At 63.9% G+C, this 17159-nt stretch carries 19 protein-coding genes; 12 read left to right on the top strand and 7 right to left on the bottom strand.

The annotated features are described in order from the left end of the window. Positions 1-25: 25 nt before the first annotated feature. The gene (gene bcoG / locus NKH01_RS25140) at positions 26-937 is read right to left on the bottom strand and encodes a 3-dehydrocarnitine:acetyl-CoA trimethylamine transferase BcoG (protein ID WP_352716478.1); all 912 of its coding nucleotides are present in this window, start codon (positions 935-937) and stop codon (positions 26-28) included. A gap of 76 nt (positions 938-1013) precedes the next feature. On the opposite strand from bcoG, the gene NKH01_RS25135 reads away from it, so the two are divergent. After that, positions 1014-1994 carry a GlxA family transcriptional regulator gene (locus tag NKH01_RS25135; protein ID WP_352591840.1) on the top strand — a complete coding sequence of 327 codons (981 nt, stop codon included), beginning with the start codon at positions 1014-1016 and terminating at the stop codon, positions 1992-1994. A 6-nt stretch (positions 1995-2000) separates the two neighbouring features. On the opposite strand, the gene NKH01_RS25130 is transcribed toward NKH01_RS25135, so the two are convergent. Continuing rightward, positions 2001-2210 carry a hypothetical protein gene (locus tag NKH01_RS25130; RefSeq protein ID WP_023718320.1) on the bottom strand — a complete coding sequence of 70 codons (210 nt, stop codon included), beginning with the start codon at positions 2208-2210 and terminating at the stop codon, positions 2001-2003. Positions 2211-2376: 166 nt separating this feature from the next. Next, positions 2377-3033 (bottom strand): O-methyltransferase, encoded by a 657-nt coding sequence (locus NKH01_RS25125; RefSeq protein WP_023718321.1) that lies wholly within the window; start codon positions 3031-3033, stop codon positions 2377-2379. A gap of 93 nt (positions 3034-3126) precedes the next feature. Between NKH01_RS25125 and NKH01_RS25120 the strand changes: the two genes are divergently transcribed. Next, complete coding sequence (locus NKH01_RS25120) at positions 3127-3759, top strand: TetR/AcrR family transcriptional regulator (RefSeq protein WP_352484707.1); 633 nt, start codon at positions 3127-3129, stop codon at positions 3757-3759. A gap of 127 nt (positions 3760-3886) precedes the next feature. On the opposite strand, the gene xylA is transcribed toward NKH01_RS25120, so the two are convergent. After that, on the bottom strand, positions 3887-5212 hold the full coding sequence (gene xylA, locus NKH01_RS25115; protein ID WP_352847725.1) for a xylose isomerase: 1326 nt from the start codon (positions 5210-5212) through the stop codon (positions 3887-3889). Positions 5213-5322: 110 nt separating this feature from the next. Between xylA and NKH01_RS25110 the strand changes: the two genes are divergently transcribed. Next, complete coding sequence (locus NKH01_RS25110; protein ID WP_352847727.1) at positions 5323-5685, top strand: nuclear transport factor 2 family protein; 363 nt, start codon at positions 5323-5325, stop codon at positions 5683-5685. Between the two features lie 209 nt (positions 5686-5894). Here NKH01_RS25110 and xylB read toward each other — a convergent pair whose 3' ends face one another. The 3 genes from xylB to NKH01_RS25095 form a co-directional block, all read right to left on the bottom strand. After that, complete coding sequence (xylB, locus tag NKH01_RS25105) at positions 5895-7349, bottom strand: xylulokinase (RefSeq protein ID WP_353022999.1); 1455 nt, start codon at positions 7347-7349, stop codon at positions 5895-5897. A 191-nt stretch (positions 7350-7540) separates the two neighbouring features. Next, positions 7541-8866: a tetratricopeptide repeat protein gene (locus tag NKH01_RS25100; protein ID WP_353022928.1), complete on the bottom strand. Its 1326-nt coding sequence runs from the start codon at positions 8864-8866 to the stop codon at positions 7541-7543. A 9-nt stretch (positions 8867-8875) separates the two neighbouring features. Beyond that, the gene (locus NKH01_RS25095) at positions 8876-9499 is read right to left on the bottom strand and encodes a LysE family translocator (RefSeq protein WP_352855794.1); all 624 of its coding nucleotides are present in this window, start codon (positions 9497-9499) and stop codon (positions 8876-8878) included. Between the two features lie 188 nt (positions 9500-9687). Between NKH01_RS25095 and NKH01_RS25090 the strand changes: the two genes are divergently transcribed. From NKH01_RS25090 to NKH01_RS25050, 9 genes are all read left to right on the top strand, one after another. Then, positions 9688-10452, top strand: coding sequence for a L,D-transpeptidase (locus tag NKH01_RS25090; RefSeq protein ID WP_353022926.1), 765 nt, complete (start codon positions 9688-9690; stop codon positions 10450-10452). 96 nt (positions 10453-10548) lie between these two features. Beyond that, the gene (locus NKH01_RS25085) at positions 10549-11715 is read left to right on the top strand and encodes a diphosphate--fructose-6-phosphate 1-phosphotransferase (RefSeq protein WP_352451606.1); all 1167 of its coding nucleotides are present in this window, start codon (positions 10549-10551) and stop codon (positions 11713-11715) included. Positions 11716-11731: 16 nt separating this feature from the next. Then, positions 11732-12457 carry an MBL fold metallo-hydrolase gene (locus NKH01_RS25080; RefSeq protein ID WP_352817119.1) on the top strand — a complete coding sequence of 242 codons (726 nt, stop codon included), beginning with the start codon at positions 11732-11734 and terminating at the stop codon, positions 12455-12457. A gap of 367 nt (positions 12458-12824) precedes the next feature. Beyond that, positions 12825-14363, top strand: coding sequence for a DegQ family serine endoprotease (locus tag NKH01_RS25075; RefSeq protein ID WP_353022924.1), 1539 nt, complete (start codon positions 12825-12827; stop codon positions 14361-14363). 132 nt (positions 14364-14495) lie between these two features. Then, positions 14496-15107: a molybdopterin-dependent oxidoreductase gene (locus NKH01_RS25070; protein ID WP_353022922.1), complete on the top strand. Its 612-nt coding sequence runs from the start codon at positions 14496-14498 to the stop codon at positions 15105-15107. Then, on the top strand, positions 15104-15850 hold the full coding sequence (locus NKH01_RS25065; protein ID WP_023718334.1) for an FAD-binding oxidoreductase: 747 nt from the start codon (positions 15104-15106) through the stop codon (positions 15848-15850). Before NKH01_RS25070 ends, NKH01_RS25065 begins: the two co-directional genes overlap by 4 nt. Positions 15851-16292: 442 nt before the next feature. Then, positions 16293-16496 carry a DUF680 domain-containing protein gene (locus NKH01_RS25060; protein WP_023718335.1) on the top strand — a complete coding sequence of 68 codons (204 nt, stop codon included), beginning with the start codon at positions 16293-16295 and terminating at the stop codon, positions 16494-16496. 71 nt (positions 16497-16567) lie between these two features. Further along, positions 16568-16774, top strand: a complete 207-nt coding sequence (locus NKH01_RS25055; RefSeq protein ID WP_353022920.1) for a DUF680 domain-containing protein — start codon at positions 16568-16570, stop codon at positions 16772-16774. Between the two features lie 67 nt (positions 16775-16841). Continuing rightward, positions 16842-17075 carry a DUF680 domain-containing protein gene (locus NKH01_RS25050; RefSeq protein WP_353022918.1) on the top strand — a complete coding sequence of 78 codons (234 nt, stop codon included), beginning with the start codon at positions 16842-16844 and terminating at the stop codon, positions 17073-17075. The last annotated feature ends 84 nt before the right edge of the window (positions 17076-17159 follow it).

The following is a 17159-nucleotide window of genomic DNA, read 5'->3' as shown; positions in this document are numbered from 1 at the left end:
CCAACCGGGTTCTTCCCGCCCTTGCTCAAAGCGGTGCGCGCTTCGTCAGGTTCAGCTTTTTGCGGACTTCGTCCGGGCCGATGACCCTTGCGCCCATGTTCGACACGATGCTGACCGCCCGCTCGACCAACTGCGCATTGGTCGCCAGCACACCCTTGTCGAGCCAGAGATTATCCTCGAGCCCGACACGGACATTGCCGCCGGCCAGCACCGCGGCAGCGGCATAGGCCATCTGGTTGCGGCCGATGGAAAAGGCCGACCAGGTCCAGCTCGACGGCACGTTGTTGACCATCGCCATGAAGGTGTTGAGATCATCTGGCGCCCCCCACGGCACGCCCATGCACAATTGCACGAGAGCATCCGGATCCAGCACCTTTTCCTCGACCAGCTGCTTGGCAAACCATAGATGCCCGGTGTCGAAGGCCTCGATCTCCGGCTTGACGCCGAGCGCCGTCATCATGCCGCCCATGGCGCGCAGCATGCCGGGCGTGTTGGTCATGACATAGTCGGCTTCGGCGAAATTCATGGTGCCGCAGTCGAGCGTGCAGATCTCCGGCAAGCACTGGCGAACATGTTCCACGCGGTTGGTCGCACCGCCCATATCCGTGCCTTTTTCGTTCAGCGGCAGGGGGGTTTCCGGTGGGCCGAATACCATGTCGCCGCCCATGCCGGCGGTCAGGTTCAAAACGACATCAACGTTTGCCGCGCGGATGCGCTCGGTTACCTCGCGGTAGAGATGCACGTCGCGCCTAGGCTTGCCGGTCTCGGGATCGCGCACATGGCAGTGCACGATCGCAGCCCCTGCCTTTGCCGCCTCGATGGCCGAATCGGCGATCTGCTTGGGCGAGCGCGGCACGTGCGGGCTGCGGTCCTGCGAACTGCCGGACCCGGTCACGGCACAGGTAATGAAGACCTCACGGTTCATCGCTAACGGCATCGGACTCTCTCCCAATAGAACATAGGGCAAGAATGCCTGACTTGCCGGGAACTGTTTTGCGTTTTACGAAGATCATGTGACCAAAACCGAAAAACCGACGATCTTTCGTGCCGAACGTCTGCCGCTCAAGGTGACGCTGCTGGTATTCTCCGGCTCGTCGATCATGTGCGTCGCGTCGGCCGTCGATCCGTTGCGCGCCGCCAACCGTATTGCCGGCGAGACGCTGTTCGATTTCAGGCTGGTCTCGGTCACAGGCGAGGCGCCGGTCACCACATGCGGCCTGCCGGTGGCGGTCAGCGGCCGCTTCGATGCGGCTGACACAACCGACATGCTGGTCGTCGTCGCCGGCTTCGGCACGCAGAACTACGCCACTTCAGCCTTGCTTTCCGGACTGCGCCGGGCGGCGCGCGCGGCACGCGCCTGCGGCGGCGTCGAGGCCGGCACCTGGCTGGTGGCGCGCGCGGGCTTGCTGGAGGGGCGCAGCGCCACCACCCACTGGGAGGATATGGAGGATTTTTCTTCGGCCTTTCCCGGCGTCGACGTGCGCCCCGACCGCTACGTCATCGACGGTCCCGTATTCACCTCTGGCGGCGCCTCGCCGACCTTCGACCTGATGCTGCATCTGATCCGCACGCGGCTCGGCATGGCCGTGGCGCTCGATGTCGCGAGCGTCTTCATCTACGACCAGGCGCGCGCCGCGACGGACGCGCAGCCGCTGGTCTCGCTCGGCCGTCTTGACGGCTACGATCCCAGGCTGGCGCAAGCCATCCGGCTGATGGAAGCGCATGTCGACCAGCCCCTGACTGTCGCCGCCGTGGCCAAGCGCGCCGGGGTGACGGCGCGGACGCTGGAAAGTATCTTTCGCAAGTCGATCGGCGAAACGCCGGGCGCCTATTATCTCAGGCTGCGCCTCGGCGCCGCGCGCCGGCTGGTGGTCGATACGCGCATCGCCATGGCGGACATTGCCGGGCGAACGGGGTTTTCGTCCGCCGCGGCATTTTCCAGAGCGTTTTCAAGAGCGTTCGGCGAAGCGCCGGTCAGGCTGCGCCTGAGATAGTGGGGATCAGGCAGCGTCTTGGCGGACGCTGTTGCCGTCGATCTGCGAGCGCATCTGTCTCGCCAGATGGGTCTCGAAGCGGCTGGCGACCGCGCGATCCCATTCGTTTGCACTCAGCGCACCATGCTTGGGGTGCGGCAGCGCCATCAGCCGGTCGATGATCGATCCGGCCTCGCCAGATGAGAGCAGGGCGTCGATTTCGCGTTCGTGCTGCATATCGTTTCGCCTCCTTCTTTCTGATTCCCGCCACGAACCACACTATAGGAACTCCGTGACGGCTGTTTGAAGGCAAGAGCGAGGCGATTGATGGGCGATGCCGGGCAAAGTTTTGTCCACCGCCGCCCATCTTGGGCACGATCTTTCCGACAGATCAGGCGGTGCGTCAGCCGAGCCGCATGGACAGTTCGACATCCTCGCCGAACGGCGTGGACATGTAGCCGCTTCCGGTCGAGCGCACCCGCGAGAGGTATTCGGGGCAAAGATCGGCATTGTCGGCAACGACCAAGGCGCCCGGCCTGAGGCGACTTTCAACTAGGGTCAAGACCTCGGGATAGAGCGCTTTGGCGCCATCGAGCAGCAGCAGGTCGACCGTTTCGGGAAGATCGACGCTTAATGTTTGCAGCGCGTCTCCCTCTCGGATTTCCACCATGTCGATGAGACCGCCTGCTGTTAGGTTGCTCCTGGCGCGCGCCACCTTGGATGGCTCGAACTCGCTGGTGATCAGGCGGCCGCCGCCATTGTCCCGCAAGGCTGCGGCAAGGTGCAGGGTCGAGATGCCGAACGAGGTTCCAAATTCGACGATCGTCCGGGCGCCGCTGCTCCGTGCCAGCATGTAGAGCAGCGTGCCGGTCTCTCGCGAAACGGGAAGCCAGAGATCCTTTAGCCGCCCGTAGAAATCGAGGTATTCGGTCTTGCTCCGAATGAAGCGGCTCCGCTCCTCGGCGGAGAGCTCCGCCACGGCAGGGCTCGTTGCCGCAGCGGCTTCCTCGAACAGGCGGTCCAGCAGGGGCGCCAGCGGCGTTGTCGTCAGTGTGGTCATATTGGTCTCCAGTCAAAATTGAATGCGTTCTTGTGCGGCATTCAAAATACGACTAATCATTCGCATTCACTAATCGCATTGGCGCGCCTCTCAATGAGCGATCACCGAAGTCCGCGGATTTCCTCGCGAAAACAGCCCAAGCAGGCCCGCTCGGCGGAGCTCGTTGCTGCGATTTTGGAGGCTGCTGTTCAGGTTTTGGCGAGGGAAGGCGCGCAGCGCTTCACCACGGCGCGGGTGGCCGAGAAGGCCGGTGTCAGCGTCGGATCGCTGTATCAGTATTTTCCGAACAAGGCGGCGATCCTGTTCCGGCTCCAGAGTGACGAATGGCGGCAGACGACCGATTTGCTGCGCGACATCCTCGAGGATATCAGGAAACCGCCGCTTGAAAGGCTGCGCGGCCTGGTCCACGCCTTCCTCCGCTCGGAGTGTGACGAGGCCGCGGTGCGTGTGGCGCTCGACGACGCCGCACCGCTTTACCGCGACGCGCCTGAGGCGCGGGCGGCAAGGGCGTCCGGAGACCGCACCATCCAGCTCTTCATGCAGGAGGCGTTGCCCAACGCCGCGCAAGTGACCCGCGAATTGGCCGGCGACCTCGTCATGACGACGCTGAGCACGGTGGGGAAGCAGTTCTCGGAGGCGCCTCGAACCGCCACGGAGATTGAAGCCTACGCCGACGCCATGGCCGACATGTTCTGCGCCTATTTGAGAGGCCTCGATCACGGCTAGGGCAAATGCCAGGCCCGGTCAGCAAGCAGACCGAAAGTTTCGCAGGGGGCAAACCTTGTCGGTTTCAGCCCCGCGGAAGCCGCCTTTATCCGCGGCCGCTGAAAATGCGGCCGCGAAACGGCACGCCTCAGACGTACCGGTTGACGATGTTCTCGAGCAGTTCCTGGCGGCCGGATCGGGGCTGCGGCTCGATCTTCTCCTTGACGACGCGATCAGCAATTTCCTCCAGCGTGCGCTTGCCGGCAAGCATCGCCTTGGCCTCGGCCGAATCCCAGCCGGCATAGCGCTCGGCGAGCGGCGCCGACAGCGCCTTGTCCTCGACCATGCGTGCCGCTGCCTTGAGGCCTCGAGCGCAGCAATCCATGCCGCCGATATGACCGATCAGCAGATCCTGCGGATCGAGCGACTGGCGCCTGAGCTTGGCGTCGAAATTGGTGCCGCCGGTCTTGAAGCCGCCCGCCTGCAGTACGTGATAATAGGCGAGCGCCATCTCCGGTACATTGTTTGGGAACTGGTCGGTGTCCCAGCCCGATTGGTAGTCGTTGCGGTTCATGTCGATCGAGCCGAAAATGCCGAGCGCATTGGCCAGCGCCAGTTCATGCTCGAACGAATGGCCGGCCAGGATGGCGTGGCCTTGCTCGATGTTGAGCTTGACCTCGTTCTCCAGTCCGAAACGCTTGAGGAAGCCATAGACGGTGGCGACGTCGTAATCATACTGGTGCTTGGTCGGTTCCTGAGGCTTCGGCTCGATCAGGATGGTGCCTTCGAAGCCGATCCTGTGCTTGTAGTCGACGACCAGATTGAGAAAGCGGCCGGCCTGTTCCTGCTCGCGGGCAAGGTCGGTGTTGAGCAGCGTCTCATAGCCCTCGCGGCCGCCCCACAGCACGTAGTTCTCGCCGTTCAGCCGCTTGGTGATGTCGATGCAGTGTTTCACCGTCGCGGCCGAATAGGCAAAGACGTCCGGATCGGGATTGGTGGCGGCGCCCGACATGAAGCGGCGGTTGGAGAACAGGTTGGCCGTGCCCCACAACAGCTTGACGCCAGTCTGCTTCATCTTTCCCGAGAAATAATCGGCGATCTCGTCGAGCCGCGCCGCACTTTCGGAAAAGTCCCGGCCCTCCGGCCGCACATCGGCATCGTGGAAGCAGAAATAAGGCGCGCCCAGCAGCGAAAACATCTCGAAGGCGACGTCGGCCTTGAGCTTGGCCAGCTCCATCGTGTCGGTACCGCCGGCCTTGGGGAACCACGGCCGGTCAAACGTCTGGCCGCCGAACGGATCGCCGCCTGGCCAGGCAAAGGAATGCCAGTAGGCGACGGCAAAGCGCAGATGGTCTTCCAGCCGCTTGCCGGCGACGATCTCGTCGGGATTGTAGAACCGGTAGGCCAGCGGATTGGTCGAATCCGGTCCCTCATATTTGATCTGTTGGATGTCGCCGAAAAAACTGCTGGTCATGTTCTTTTCCTCTCGCATGGTTCGGCCTGATTACCTCAAGCGTAATTGGTTTCGCGCTGGCGCTGGTCGAAAAGGCTCATGTCAAGAGCATCCAACGAAGGAGACAGACCATGACCGACCTCAACACCATTGCCGAAAACTACATCGCCGCCTGGAACGAGAGTGACGCCGCGCGCAGGAAAGCCTTGCTCAAGACGACCTTCACCGAGGATGTCGGCTACCGCGATCCGATCATGCAGGGCGACGGCCATGACGGCATCGCCGCGCTGATCGAAGGCGTGCAGCAGCGCTTTACCGGCTTCAGGTTCTCGCTGAAAGGCGAGCCGGACGGCTTCGCTGACGCCATCCGCTTTTCGTGGAACCTTGGGCCGGACGGCACCGAGCCCGTCATCGAAGGCACCGATATCGGCGTCATCGAAAATGGCCGGCTGAAAAGCGTCACCGGCTTTCTCGACAAGGTGCCGGCACAGTGAGGAAATTTCGGCAAAGTGGGGGCCAAGCACCCCCCTCTGCCCTACCGTGCATCTCCCCCTCAAGGGGGGAGATTGGCTGGCCTTTCCGCCTTCGCCAATCACCGATCTTGCAAGACTTGCATAGCCGTCGACGCTGCCGATCTCCCCCCTTGAGGGGGAGATGCCAAATGGTGGCAAAGAGGGCAGGCCAGAGGGGGGTAAGCGCCAGCTCACGCGGTTACAGTCCTGATCGCCGGGTAAAGCTGGCGGTAGCGCTGATAGGCCTGCGCATAGGCGTCGCCGAGGGCGGCGACCGGCTCGACCGTGGCGTCCGTCGCCGGCGCCGTGCACACGGCGCGCGGATCGGCAGCGGTCGCCGCGATCAGGCCAAGCCGGGCCGCACCGAACGCGGCGCCGAAATCGCCGTCGGCGGGAATATCGATGGGCAGGCCAAGCGCGGTGGCGATGGCCTTCAACCAGTAGCGCGAACGCGAGCCGCCGCCGATCGCCGTCACCCGGGTCAGCGTCGTGCCGGCCTTGGCCAGAGCTTCCAGGCTGTCGCGGAAAGCGAAAGCGACGCCTTCGAGCACGGCCTGGGTCAGCGCCGCGCGGCCGGATTCGTGTGCAAGCCCCGTAAACGCGCCGCGAATGGCGGAATCATTGTGCGGCGTCCGTTCGCCTGAGAGATAGGGCAGGAAGGAGACACCGGTCGGCGCCTGCAGCGCGTCGCCGAGTTCGGCGGTCAACTCGCCAGCACCTTTGCCCGCGATTGCCGATAGCCAGTTGAGCGAATCGGTTGCCGACAGGATGACGCCCATCTGATGCCAGGTGCCGGGCAGGGCATGGCAGAATGTATGCACGGCGCTTTCCGGGTTGGGCAGATAGGCCGCGTTGGCGGCAAAAAGCACGCCGGACGTGCCGAGTGAGACGAAAGCCTGGCCGGCGCCGACCGTGCCCATGCCGCAGGCCGAGGCTGCGTTGTCGCCGGCGCCGCCGGCGATCGGGATGCCCGCCTGCATACCCCATTTCGTAGCCAGTTCGCTGCGCAAGGTACCGGCCTTTGCCGTGCCTTCGACCAATGACGGCATCTGCCTTTCGTCGAGCGACGTGGCGGCGAGCAGTTCGGCGGACCAGGCTCGTTTGCCGACATCGAGCCACGACGTGCCAGCCGAATCCGACATTTCCGAAATATGCTCGCCGGCGAGCCAGAGCCGCAAAAAGTCCTTCGGCAGCAGGACCTTTGCCACCTTGGCGAAAACAGCCGGTTCGTTGTTTTTCACCCAGGCGAGCTTTGGCGCGGTGAAGCCGGGAAAGACGATGTTGCCGGTCAGCTTGCGAAAGCGCGGGTCGGCGTCGAGGGCGGCCGCCTCGGCGTGGCTGCGTGTGTCGTTCCACAGGATGCAGGGGCGCAGCACCTGGTCGGCGGCGTCGAGCAGGGTGGCGCCATGCATATGGCCGGAAAGGCCGATGCCTTTGACCGCCGCGAGCTCCTTCGCATGCGCGGATCGCAGCTCGGCGATCGCCGCTTCGCAGGCGCGGATCCACTCGGCCGGGTTCTGCTCGGACCAGCCGGGATGCGGGCGCGACACGTCGAGCGACGCATGGCCGGAACCGACGATGCCCTGCCTTGCATCGATCAGCAGCGCCTTGACGCCCGACGTGCCGAGATCGAGGCCGAGATACATGTTTCCTCCCATGTCCGTCATGCCTGGCGCGACGGTCTTCCTTGCTTCCCCGCCCTGTCCTGCGACACGGGCGGCGAAGATATCCCTGGCAATCGTGCCGTCGGACAAGCGCTCCGGTCAACACGTGAAGATTTTTTCGACGCTCGAAAAAATCTGGCCGGGGCAGTTTTTAAGGCAAGATGTGGCCTTGGTCAATTCGCCGCGAGAGCGGTTGCGCGCCGTGAAAACAGTGCCGACCGCGGGCTGTCCGGCCGTGCCAGCGCGCGTTCCGCCGCAAGCGCCCGCGCCAGCGCGCCATCACCGGAACGCAATGCCGCTTCGATCAGCGTCAGGTCGATGACGTCGCGTTGGGCGTGGCTGCCGCCGAAGCGATGGGCGATCGCCCGGATCGGCCGGATCAGGCGGATCGTCCCGGCATAATTACCGTCGCCGAATGCCTTGATGGCGAGCGTCAGGGGATGGCCGACATCCCTGGTGAAACCAGCGTTGTCGTCTTTGCCCTGCATCGCCTCGCGCTGCGCCTCGAGCAAGCCGCGGGCCGGCGCTTCGAGGCCGGCGCCGACAAACGCCATCATTGCGTGGGCGTCGTTGAAGGCATAATGGCCGGCGCTGGCCTTGGGCAACCAGTTGGCGGCCAGTGCCGTCCAGCGGTCGCCGACATCGACGCCGCCGAGATGCAGGCGCCACAGGATCGCCGAGGCATCGACCATGTTGAGCGCCAGCGTCGAGCGCTCGCCATAGATCGGCCCGTCGTAGAGCGCCAGCACGTCGTCGGTCTCGCCGAGGTCGTAATGGAACAGCGCCAGATGCCACCAATTGTGCACCTGCAGAAAGCTTTCCCGCGTCCACGCTTCGGGGTTGGCGCGCATCCACAGAATGCCGTCCTTCTGCCGGCTCTGCATCTCCATGACGTGGGCGACGGCATGCTGGGCCCAGCCGTCGCGCGGCTCGATATCGACCGCCGTGCGGCCAAGTTTTTCGGCGCGCGCGTAGTCGCCCATTTCCTCCAGCCCAAAGGCCTGCATGCCGAGTATGGCGTGGTAGCCCGGCATGCCGCTCTGCCAGGACGGCAGCGCGCGGCCGATGCGGTCGCGCAGCATGCGGGCGTTGCCGGTGAAGAAGTCGATCTGGTGGCCGGTCTGCAGCGCCAGCGCATCGAGCGGGAACTCGATGGCGATATCCTCCAGCACGCGGGCGGCCTCGTGCCAGCGGCCCTCCGCAAGGTGGCCAAGCGCGGCGACATGCGCCTGCTCGCGCGTCGTCGCGGCAAGCGGCAGCGCTGCCTGGTGACACGCCTTGGCCACCGCCGTCGCTTCACGCTCGGTGGCGAGGCCAAACAGATAACCCTTGAACACATGCGCCATGACGAAGCCGGGATCTTCGGCGATTGCCCGGTCAACGGAACCGACAGGATCGCCGATGAAGCACTGCAATTCGCGCACAGCCTGGCTGTAGGATGAGAGCCCGGCCTCCGTCGCGCCAGACAGTGTCAGGCCGAGTGCATCGCTGACCGCCATGGCTTGTCCTCAGTTGCCCGAGCGCATCGCCACTGTCGCGATGCCGGCGCCGACCAGCAGCGTGCCGCCGGTGCGGTTGAAGATGCGGATCGCCTTTGGATTGCGCACGACGTTGCGCGCCCTTGCCGCGATCAGCGCATAACCGAAGGCATTGGCGAAGGCGAGCGCCAGGAAGGTCGTCTCGAAAATCAGCATCTGTGTCCAGAAATCGGCATGCCGGTCGAGGAACTGCGGCAGGAAGGCGACAAAAAAGGTGATGCTTTTCGGATTGAGCGCGGTAACCAGCCAGGCATGTGCCGTCATCTTGGCCGATGACACCGCATCGGTGCGCGGTTCGGCCTGGAGCGCGCCGCCGGCGCGAAACAGCTTTATGCCGAGATAGATCAGATAGCCGGCACCGATCACCTTCAGCACGGTGAATACGGTGGCCGACGCCGCCAGCAGCGCGCCGATGCCCAGCATCGACAGTGTCATCGCGGTGAAGTCGCCGAGCGCCACGCCGACTGCCATCGGCAGCGCGGTGCGCCAACCCTGGCCGAGCGCATAGGAAACCACCAGCAGGATGGTCGGGCCCGGAATGACCAGAAGGACTGCCGAGGCGGCGGCAAACGCGGCCCAGTTTTCGAAGGACATTTTCTTCTCCTTGAGCTCAAAGAAGAGGATAAATCCTTGGCCTCGCGAAGATGTAAAGAGGCAAAAACCGAAAAAGCCCCTCGTTAACGCCAGGCGGCCGGCCTTCACGCTTTTTCAACCATGATTGGTGAAAATGCCTGCTATCCGGCCGGACCGTGTTTCCCGCCGATAGCGTGGGGTTTGGGTAAATGCGTGAGTTGCCGCACGGTCTGTCGCTGCCGCATAATGGCGACGCAATCGAAACCGAGATACAGCTTTCCCGCCGCACGGTGCTGTCCGGCGCCGGTGCGCTGGCGCTGCTCGGCGTCGCCGGCTGCAGCCAGACGCTGGATCTGCCGTCGCTCCAGCTCGACGACGTCACAACCGGCTCGATCCGGCCCGTGCGTCCGAGCATCAGCGTCGACAAGAACATCACCAGCCCCGACGTGATGTACGCTTCGCTCACCGACGGTGGCTTCAATGTGCCGGAGGTGCCCTACCTCAAGGTCAAGCCGGAGTTCCGCCGCCAGATTGTCGTCGATCCGACCGGCGAGCAACCCGGCACGATCGTCGTGCATTCGCAAGAGCGGCTGCTCTATCTGGTGCAGCCCGGCGGCGAAGCGATCCGTTACGGCGTCGGCATCGGCAAGGACGGATTCCGCTGGTCGGGCCGCGCCAACATCCAGTACGGCAAGGAATGGCCGGTCTGGACCCCACCGCCCGAGATGATCGCCCGCAAGCCGGAACTGGTGAAATGGCAAAGCGGACAGCCGGGCGGCCTCGACAATCCGCTCGGCGCGCGTGCCCTCTACATCTATCAGAACGGCAGCGACACCGGCTATCGCATCCACGGCTCGCCCGAATGGCGTAGCATCGGCCAGGCGATGTCGTCGGGCTGCGTACGCCTGATCAACCAGGACATCATCGATCTCTACAGCCGCATCTCCAGGAAGAATCCGGTCGTCGTCGTCTGACCGGCGGCTTCGCTTTCAGCGATCACTCTGCCGTTGCGCGATGCCGCAAGACAGGCGAATGTGCCTGCGATTTTCATCGCCCGGGAGACGTGAACAATGGCCGGAACTTTTGTCATCGCGCAAGGCGGCGGCCCAACCGCCGTCATCAACCAGACGGTGGTCGGCGCCGCGCTCGAAATCCGCAAGCGGCATCCCGGCGCCAAGGTGCTGGGATCCATCCACGGCGTGCGTGGCATTCGTGACGGCAATTACGTCGATCTTTCCGCCATCCCCGAGGACCGTTTGCGGCTGATCGCGGCGACGCCGAGCGCCGCGCTTGGTTCGACGCGCGACAAGCCGGATGCCGCCTATTGCGACCTCATCCTCAACGGCTTGAAGAAAGCCGGCGCCGACGCCTTCATCTACATCGGCGGCAACGACACGTCGGGCACGCAGCAGATCCTGACCGACGCCGCCGGCGGCAAGATCGCCTTCGTGCATGCGCCGAAAACCATCGACAACGATCTCGAGGAGAACGACCACACGCCCGGCTTCATGTCGGCGGCCGAGTTCGTCGCCGGGGCGTTTCTTTCGGTCGATCTCGATTTCCGTGCTTTGCCGGGCATCTATGTCGGCATCGTCATGGGGCGGCACGCCGGTTTCCTGACGGCCGCGTCCGCGGCATGGCAGCTCGATCAGGACAGCGGCCCGCATCTCGTCTACGTGCCGGAGCGGCCGTTCTCGGCGGCCGGCTTCATCGACGACGTGCGCGCCACGCTCGACCGCCACAAGCGCTGCATCGTTGCCGTCTCCGAAGGCGTCAGCACCGCCGACGGCAAGGCGCTGGTCGAAAGCCTGGTGCCGCCGGAAAGGCTGGAGCGCGACCAGCACGGCAACGTCAAGCTGTCGGGCAGCGACCTGCCGGCAGCCTTGGAGCGCGCGCTGGCCGAGGGATTGCCGGGCAAGCGGGCGCGCGTCGATGCGCTCGGCTACATGCCGCGCGGCTATGTCGGCGCCATCAGCGCGGTGGACGCGCAGGAGGCCTTCGACGCCGGCGCCTTCGCGGTCACGGTCGCCGATGAGGGCGGCGGTTCGGTGGCGCTGCAATATGACGGCAAGAAAACCGTGCTGAAGAAGGTGCCGCTGAAGAACGTCGCCGGCAAGACGCGCCATATGCCGGATGATTTCATGCTGCCCGATGTCAACCGGCTGTCCGATGCGGGGATGGCCTATCTGAAGCGGCTGGTCCCGCAAAAATACAAGGTCGGCAAGCCGTTCGTCTGATGCCGGCCTTGATCTGATGGACAACTGGTTCAGCAAAACCATCGTCGACGCAGAGACGACCATGCTGACCGAGCCCTTCGTGCATGAATTCGTGCGCGCCAACATCTGGCATTTGCGCGGCCGCGACGTCGACCTGCTGGTCGACACCGGCATGGGGATCTGCCCCCTGGCGCCGCAGATCGACACGCCGGCCGGCAAGCCGCTGCTCGTCGTCGCCACGCATATCCATCTCGATCATGTCGGCTCGCTGCACGAGTTTCCGTTGCGGGCAGGGCCGCGCCACAGCGCCGCGCAGTTCGGCAGCATGGATGAAGCGATTACCTACGCCTACATGTTCCATGATCTGGAAGGGGCTGTCTCCAGGCTGCCGGCGGAGGGCTGGAAAGCCGCCGATTACAGGATTCCGCCGGCGCCGCTGACTAGGACCCTGGACGAGGGCGATAGGGTCGACCTCGGCGACCGCCAATTCCGCGTCCTGCATCTGCCCGGCCACTCTCCTGATTCGATCGCGCTGTTCGACGAGGCCGACGGCCTGTTCTTCGCCGGCGACGCCATCTACGACGCCACGCTGATCGACGACCTGCCGGATTCGGATCGTGCCGCCTACCGCCACACGATGCAGCGGCTGCTCGAGCTGCCGATCCGCATCGGCCATGGCGGTCATGGACCGAGCTTCGACGGCAGGCGGATGCGCGAGATCGCCTCGGCGTATCTCAGGCGAACGGACGGGACAGCGGCATAGGAAGCCTCGGCAGGGGCGGTGAGGGGCGGCACAAACCTGAGGCGATTTTTCTTGGGTAGCTATTTTGTTCTTGCTTTGTGCCGGCAGCTATGCTAGTAACTTGGGTATGGTGCTGATTTGCCCCAACGACCCGCCGCAAGGCGGGTTTTTGTTTTCGGCTTTCGGCGCCAGCCCGGCAAGGCGGCTGCCAGCCGGAAATTAAATCTTCGTAATATTATCTGGAAACCACGATCGGCGCCCTAGATGCGGGGCTGTCGATTCGGTCGGCCGCCGTGCCAGGCGAGACAGGCAAGGCCGACACGCCGATGGAGCGTTCCGGTGACGGAACGCTGCGGCGCCCGATCAATCTCTCGCCCGGACAACGGCCATGTCACCAATCCAGACCCTTCGCAGACATCGCGTCGCCGCTTTGCTGGGCGCCGCGCTGATCGTCAGCCCCTTCGCCCTGCCTCTCGCTCCCAGGCTGAATGATGTCCTGGCGGCAACAGTGACGCCACCTGTCACCGGCATGACCGCTCCCAGCGGTTCGTTCGCTCCGGTCGTGGCGGCCGACAAACCGGCAGTGGTGACCATCACGACGGTCATGAAAGCCCAACAGCCGGACACCATGAGCGACGCCTCTCCCTTCGGCGGAAACTCGCCTTTCGACGATTATTTCCGCCATTTCTTCGATGACCAGGGACAGCCCGCCCCCAAAACACCGCCGGAGCAGGCGCCGCGCACCGAGGCCCTCGGTTCAGGCTTCATCGTCGGCGCCGACGGCACCATCGTCACCAACAATCACGTCGTCGACGGCGCCCAGTCGATCAAGGTGACGCTCGACGACGGCACCGAGCTTCCCGCCAAATTGATCGGCCATGACGCCAAGAACGATCTTGCCGTGCTCGAGGTCAAAGCCGGCAAGCCCTTGCCGACCGTCAAATGGGGCGATTCCGACAAGCTCATGCCGGGCGATCAGGTGCTCGCCTTCGGCAATCCTTTCGGCCTTGGCACCACCGTCACGGCCGGCATCGTCTCGGCGCGCGGCCGCGACCTGCACAGCGGGCCGTTTGACGATTTCATCCAGATCGACGCACCGATCAACCGGGGCAATTCCGGCGGCCCGCTGACGGATGTGAACGGCAATGTCGTCGGCATCAACACGGCGATCTTTTCGCCGAATGGCGGCAGCGTCGGCGTCGGCTTCGCCATCCCCTCGGACCAGGCGCAAAAGGTCGTCGCCAAGCTGATGAAGGGCGGCTCCATCCAGTACGGCTATCTCGGCGTCCAGATCCAGCCGGTGACGCCTGATATGGCGAGCGCCATCGGCCTCGATCACCCCGCCGGCGTGCTGGTCGCGCAGGTCAGCGACGGATCGCCGGCCGCCAAGGCCGGCATCGAGACCGGCGATGTCATTACCAGCTTCGCCGGCCAGGACATAAAGGATCCAAGGGACCTGTCACGCGCCGTCGCCGACATTGCGCCCGGCACGAGGGAAGCGCTCAATGTCTGGCGCAAGGGGAAGGGCCTGCAGATCTCCGTCGAGATCGGGCGCAACGAAGACGATATGGCGACGGGATCGGTGGCCGGCGATCAGGGTCAGCCGTCGACGGGGCAGGGCCTTCGCGCACCGACGCTCGGTCTCGGCCTGATGGACGTCACCCCGGATGTGCGCCAGGCAATGAACCTGGCAGGCAACCAGCACGGCGCACTGGTCGAGCGCGTCGACCCGAACAAGGCGGCATCGGCTTCCGGCATTCAGCCCGGCGACATCATCGTCGCCGTCGACCAGCATCCGGTGAGGAGCGCCAGGCAGGCTAACCAGGCGATTTCTCAGGCTGCCAAATCCGGCAAGAAATCGGTGCTGCTGCTTGTCGAGCGCGGCGACGCCCAGATGTTTGTCGCCGTGCCCTTTGCCAGTGGCTGAGGCACGCGCCGCGCTGCCAAGATCGACGTAGAGCACTGCCGCCAGGCCGAGCCAAGATTTCGGTTGCCCGCGGGCGCGTCTTCGAGAAAACTGACAAGGGTCGATTGGACCTTGCGCAAACGGATATTCTCGATGGTTACCCGAGGCTTCTCTTCCGGACGAAAGCCCCCGACGGATACGAATGCACGTATCCCGCCGGGGCAGTATCTCGAGCAAGATTTCCCGGTCCTGTCGGCCGGCCCGACGCCGCATGTGCGCACCGAGGATTGGTCGTTCACGCTTAAGCACGGGCCGCGGCCGATCAAGAAGTGGAACTGGGCCGAGTTCAATGCGCTGTCCTTGACCAAGATGACGCGCGACATCCATTGCGTGACCGCATGGACCAAGTTCGACACGGCGTGGCAGGGCGTGCTGGTCGACGACATCCTTGCCGACGCCGGCATCGAGCCGCCCACCGCCTTCACGCTGGCGCTGGGTTTCGACGGCTATTCCACCAACGTGCCGACGAAGGATCTCACCGGCGGCAAGGCGATGGTGGCACTGCTTTACGAGGGCAAGCCGATCACCCCCGATCATGGCGGGCCGGCGCGGCTGCTCGTTCCACATCTCTATTTCTGGAAATCGGCCAAATGGCTGAACGGGCTGCAGTTCACCGAGCGTGACGAGCCGGGTTTCTGGGAGTTGCGAGGCTATCATATCTATGGCGACCCGTGGCGCGAGCAGCGCTACACGAACGATCCATGAGCGACGCACCGGCGGCGCAGTCGCCCTGGCAGACAGTCACCATCACCCGCATCCAAAAGCGCACGCCGCGCGTCACCAGCTTTTTCCTGCAGCCATCGCGGCCCTTCGCTTACCGTGCCGGACAGCATGTCGACGTCAGGCTGACGGCGCCTGACGGTTATCAGGCGCGCCGCTCCTATTCCATCGCCTCGGCGCCGGAGACCGGCGAGACCATCGAACTGGCGATTGAAAAACTCGAGGACGGCGAGGTCTCGCCGTTCTTTCACGAGATTGCGGCGGTGGGCGACGACGTCGAATTGCGCGGGCCGCTCGGCGGCCATTTCGTCTGGTCCGACAGCGATGGCGGACCGCTCCTGCTCGTCGGCGGCGGGTCGGGCGTAGTGCCGCTGATGTCGATGGTCCGTCACCGGGCGATGCGGGGGTCGCTGGTCGCCGCCGCCTTGGTATTTTCCGCGCGGGTCTGGGACGAGGTGATCTTTCGCGACGAGTTGATCGACCTCGCCGAGCGCCGGGATGGCTTCGACCTGGTGCTGACGCTGACGCGCGAGCCGGCCCGCCGTCCGGCGGATTATGCGCGGCGGATCGACGCCGCGATGATGGTGCAAGCCATGACGAGGCTGCCCGCGCCGCCGAAGCTGGCCTTCGTCTGCGGCTCGAACGCATTCGTGACGGCCGCCGCCGAGGCACTGATCGATGCCGGCGTCCCGGCGGCACTCATCCGCACCGAACGCTACGGGGTCTGATCCGGTTCTGCTTGCTCCGTTGCAGTCTTCGCTGCCCGGCATAAACGGGCCGAAAACAGGTAGAACGGCAAGGTCGCGTTTGGCTGAAATGGTTAACGATTCGACAAACAACCGCTGCTGCTACTTTTATCGGTTTAAAAAATCGAACCGAACGGTTCGTTTCTGTTGACAATGCGTGCAGGACGCTGTGAACGCTGCCTCTCCAAGCCACCTTGCAGCCAGACCGATGCTATGGGCTATCTACTTGATATTTAGCAATAAAATTGTGGCGGAGGGAATCTCTGGCACAATTTCAAGGTGTAGATTCTTGGTCCACACCAAACAACTTCGTGATTGGAAACTGGCCATTGCCTTTCCCACATCGGGGCTGTCCGAACGACGCGAATTCCTCCCAAGACACGCCGCTCGCCGGACGGAAAAACTGAGATACTGGAGTACTAAAATGAAAAAGATCGCTCTTGCCGCCGTCGCCGTTTTGGCCATCACCGGCAGCGCCTTCGCTGGCAGCGACAACTTTGGTTCCAAGGGTGCGAACCAGCCTGCCGCTTCGGTCGACAGCTCGTACACGGCTTCCATTCAGAAGCCGGCTCATGCTGACGAGCAGCCTGTCCAGGGCGCCGACCGTAACCTCTTCGGCAACAACTAACAGCCGATCCCAGCATCAGGGCGGCGGGCATTATCCGCCGCCCGGGACCCGAGAAATTCAGGAGTATTAAAATGAAAAAGATCGTTCTTGCTGCCGCCGCCGTTCTGGCCATCACCGGCAGCGCTTTCGCCGCCAGCGACAATTATGGTTCCAACGGTGCCAACCAGCCTGCGCCTTCCGTCGATAGCTCGTACACGGCTTCCGTCAAGACGTCGGACCAGGCTGAAAAGCAGCCGGTCGTCCAGGGCGCCGACCGCAACCTCTTCGGCAACAACTAATAGCCGATCTCAGCATCAAAGCGGCGGGTGAGCCCGCCGCTTGATTCGAAAATCCAGGAGTACCCAAATGAAAAAGATTGTTCTTACTGCCGCCGCTCTCTTGATTGCCGCCGGCAGCGCCTATGCCCGCAACGACAATGTTGGCGGGACCGACATCAACAAGCAGTCGACCGTCAACGTCGACAAGACGCAGACGTTTTCGGTACGTGACAGCAATTCGCCGATCTACAAACTGCTGAATTCGTCTGGCGATGTGCCCAAGTCGGGGCCGCCGGGCGCCGCCCCCCACCGCGGGGGGTAGCAAGTGGGGGATTGCACGCAAAGTGTGTCACGGGTTTTGGGGGGGGATTGGGTGACAACAAAGAGAAAGAGCGGGTGGGGGGGT

It is taken from the genome of Mesorhizobium sp. M1403, from assembly GCF_040317695.1.
Classification (GTDB): Bacteria; Pseudomonadota; Alphaproteobacteria; order Rhizobiales; family Rhizobiaceae; genus Mesorhizobium.
Note: the sequence above shows the minus strand (reverse complement) of the source record. Positions and strands in the feature narration are given on the sequence as shown.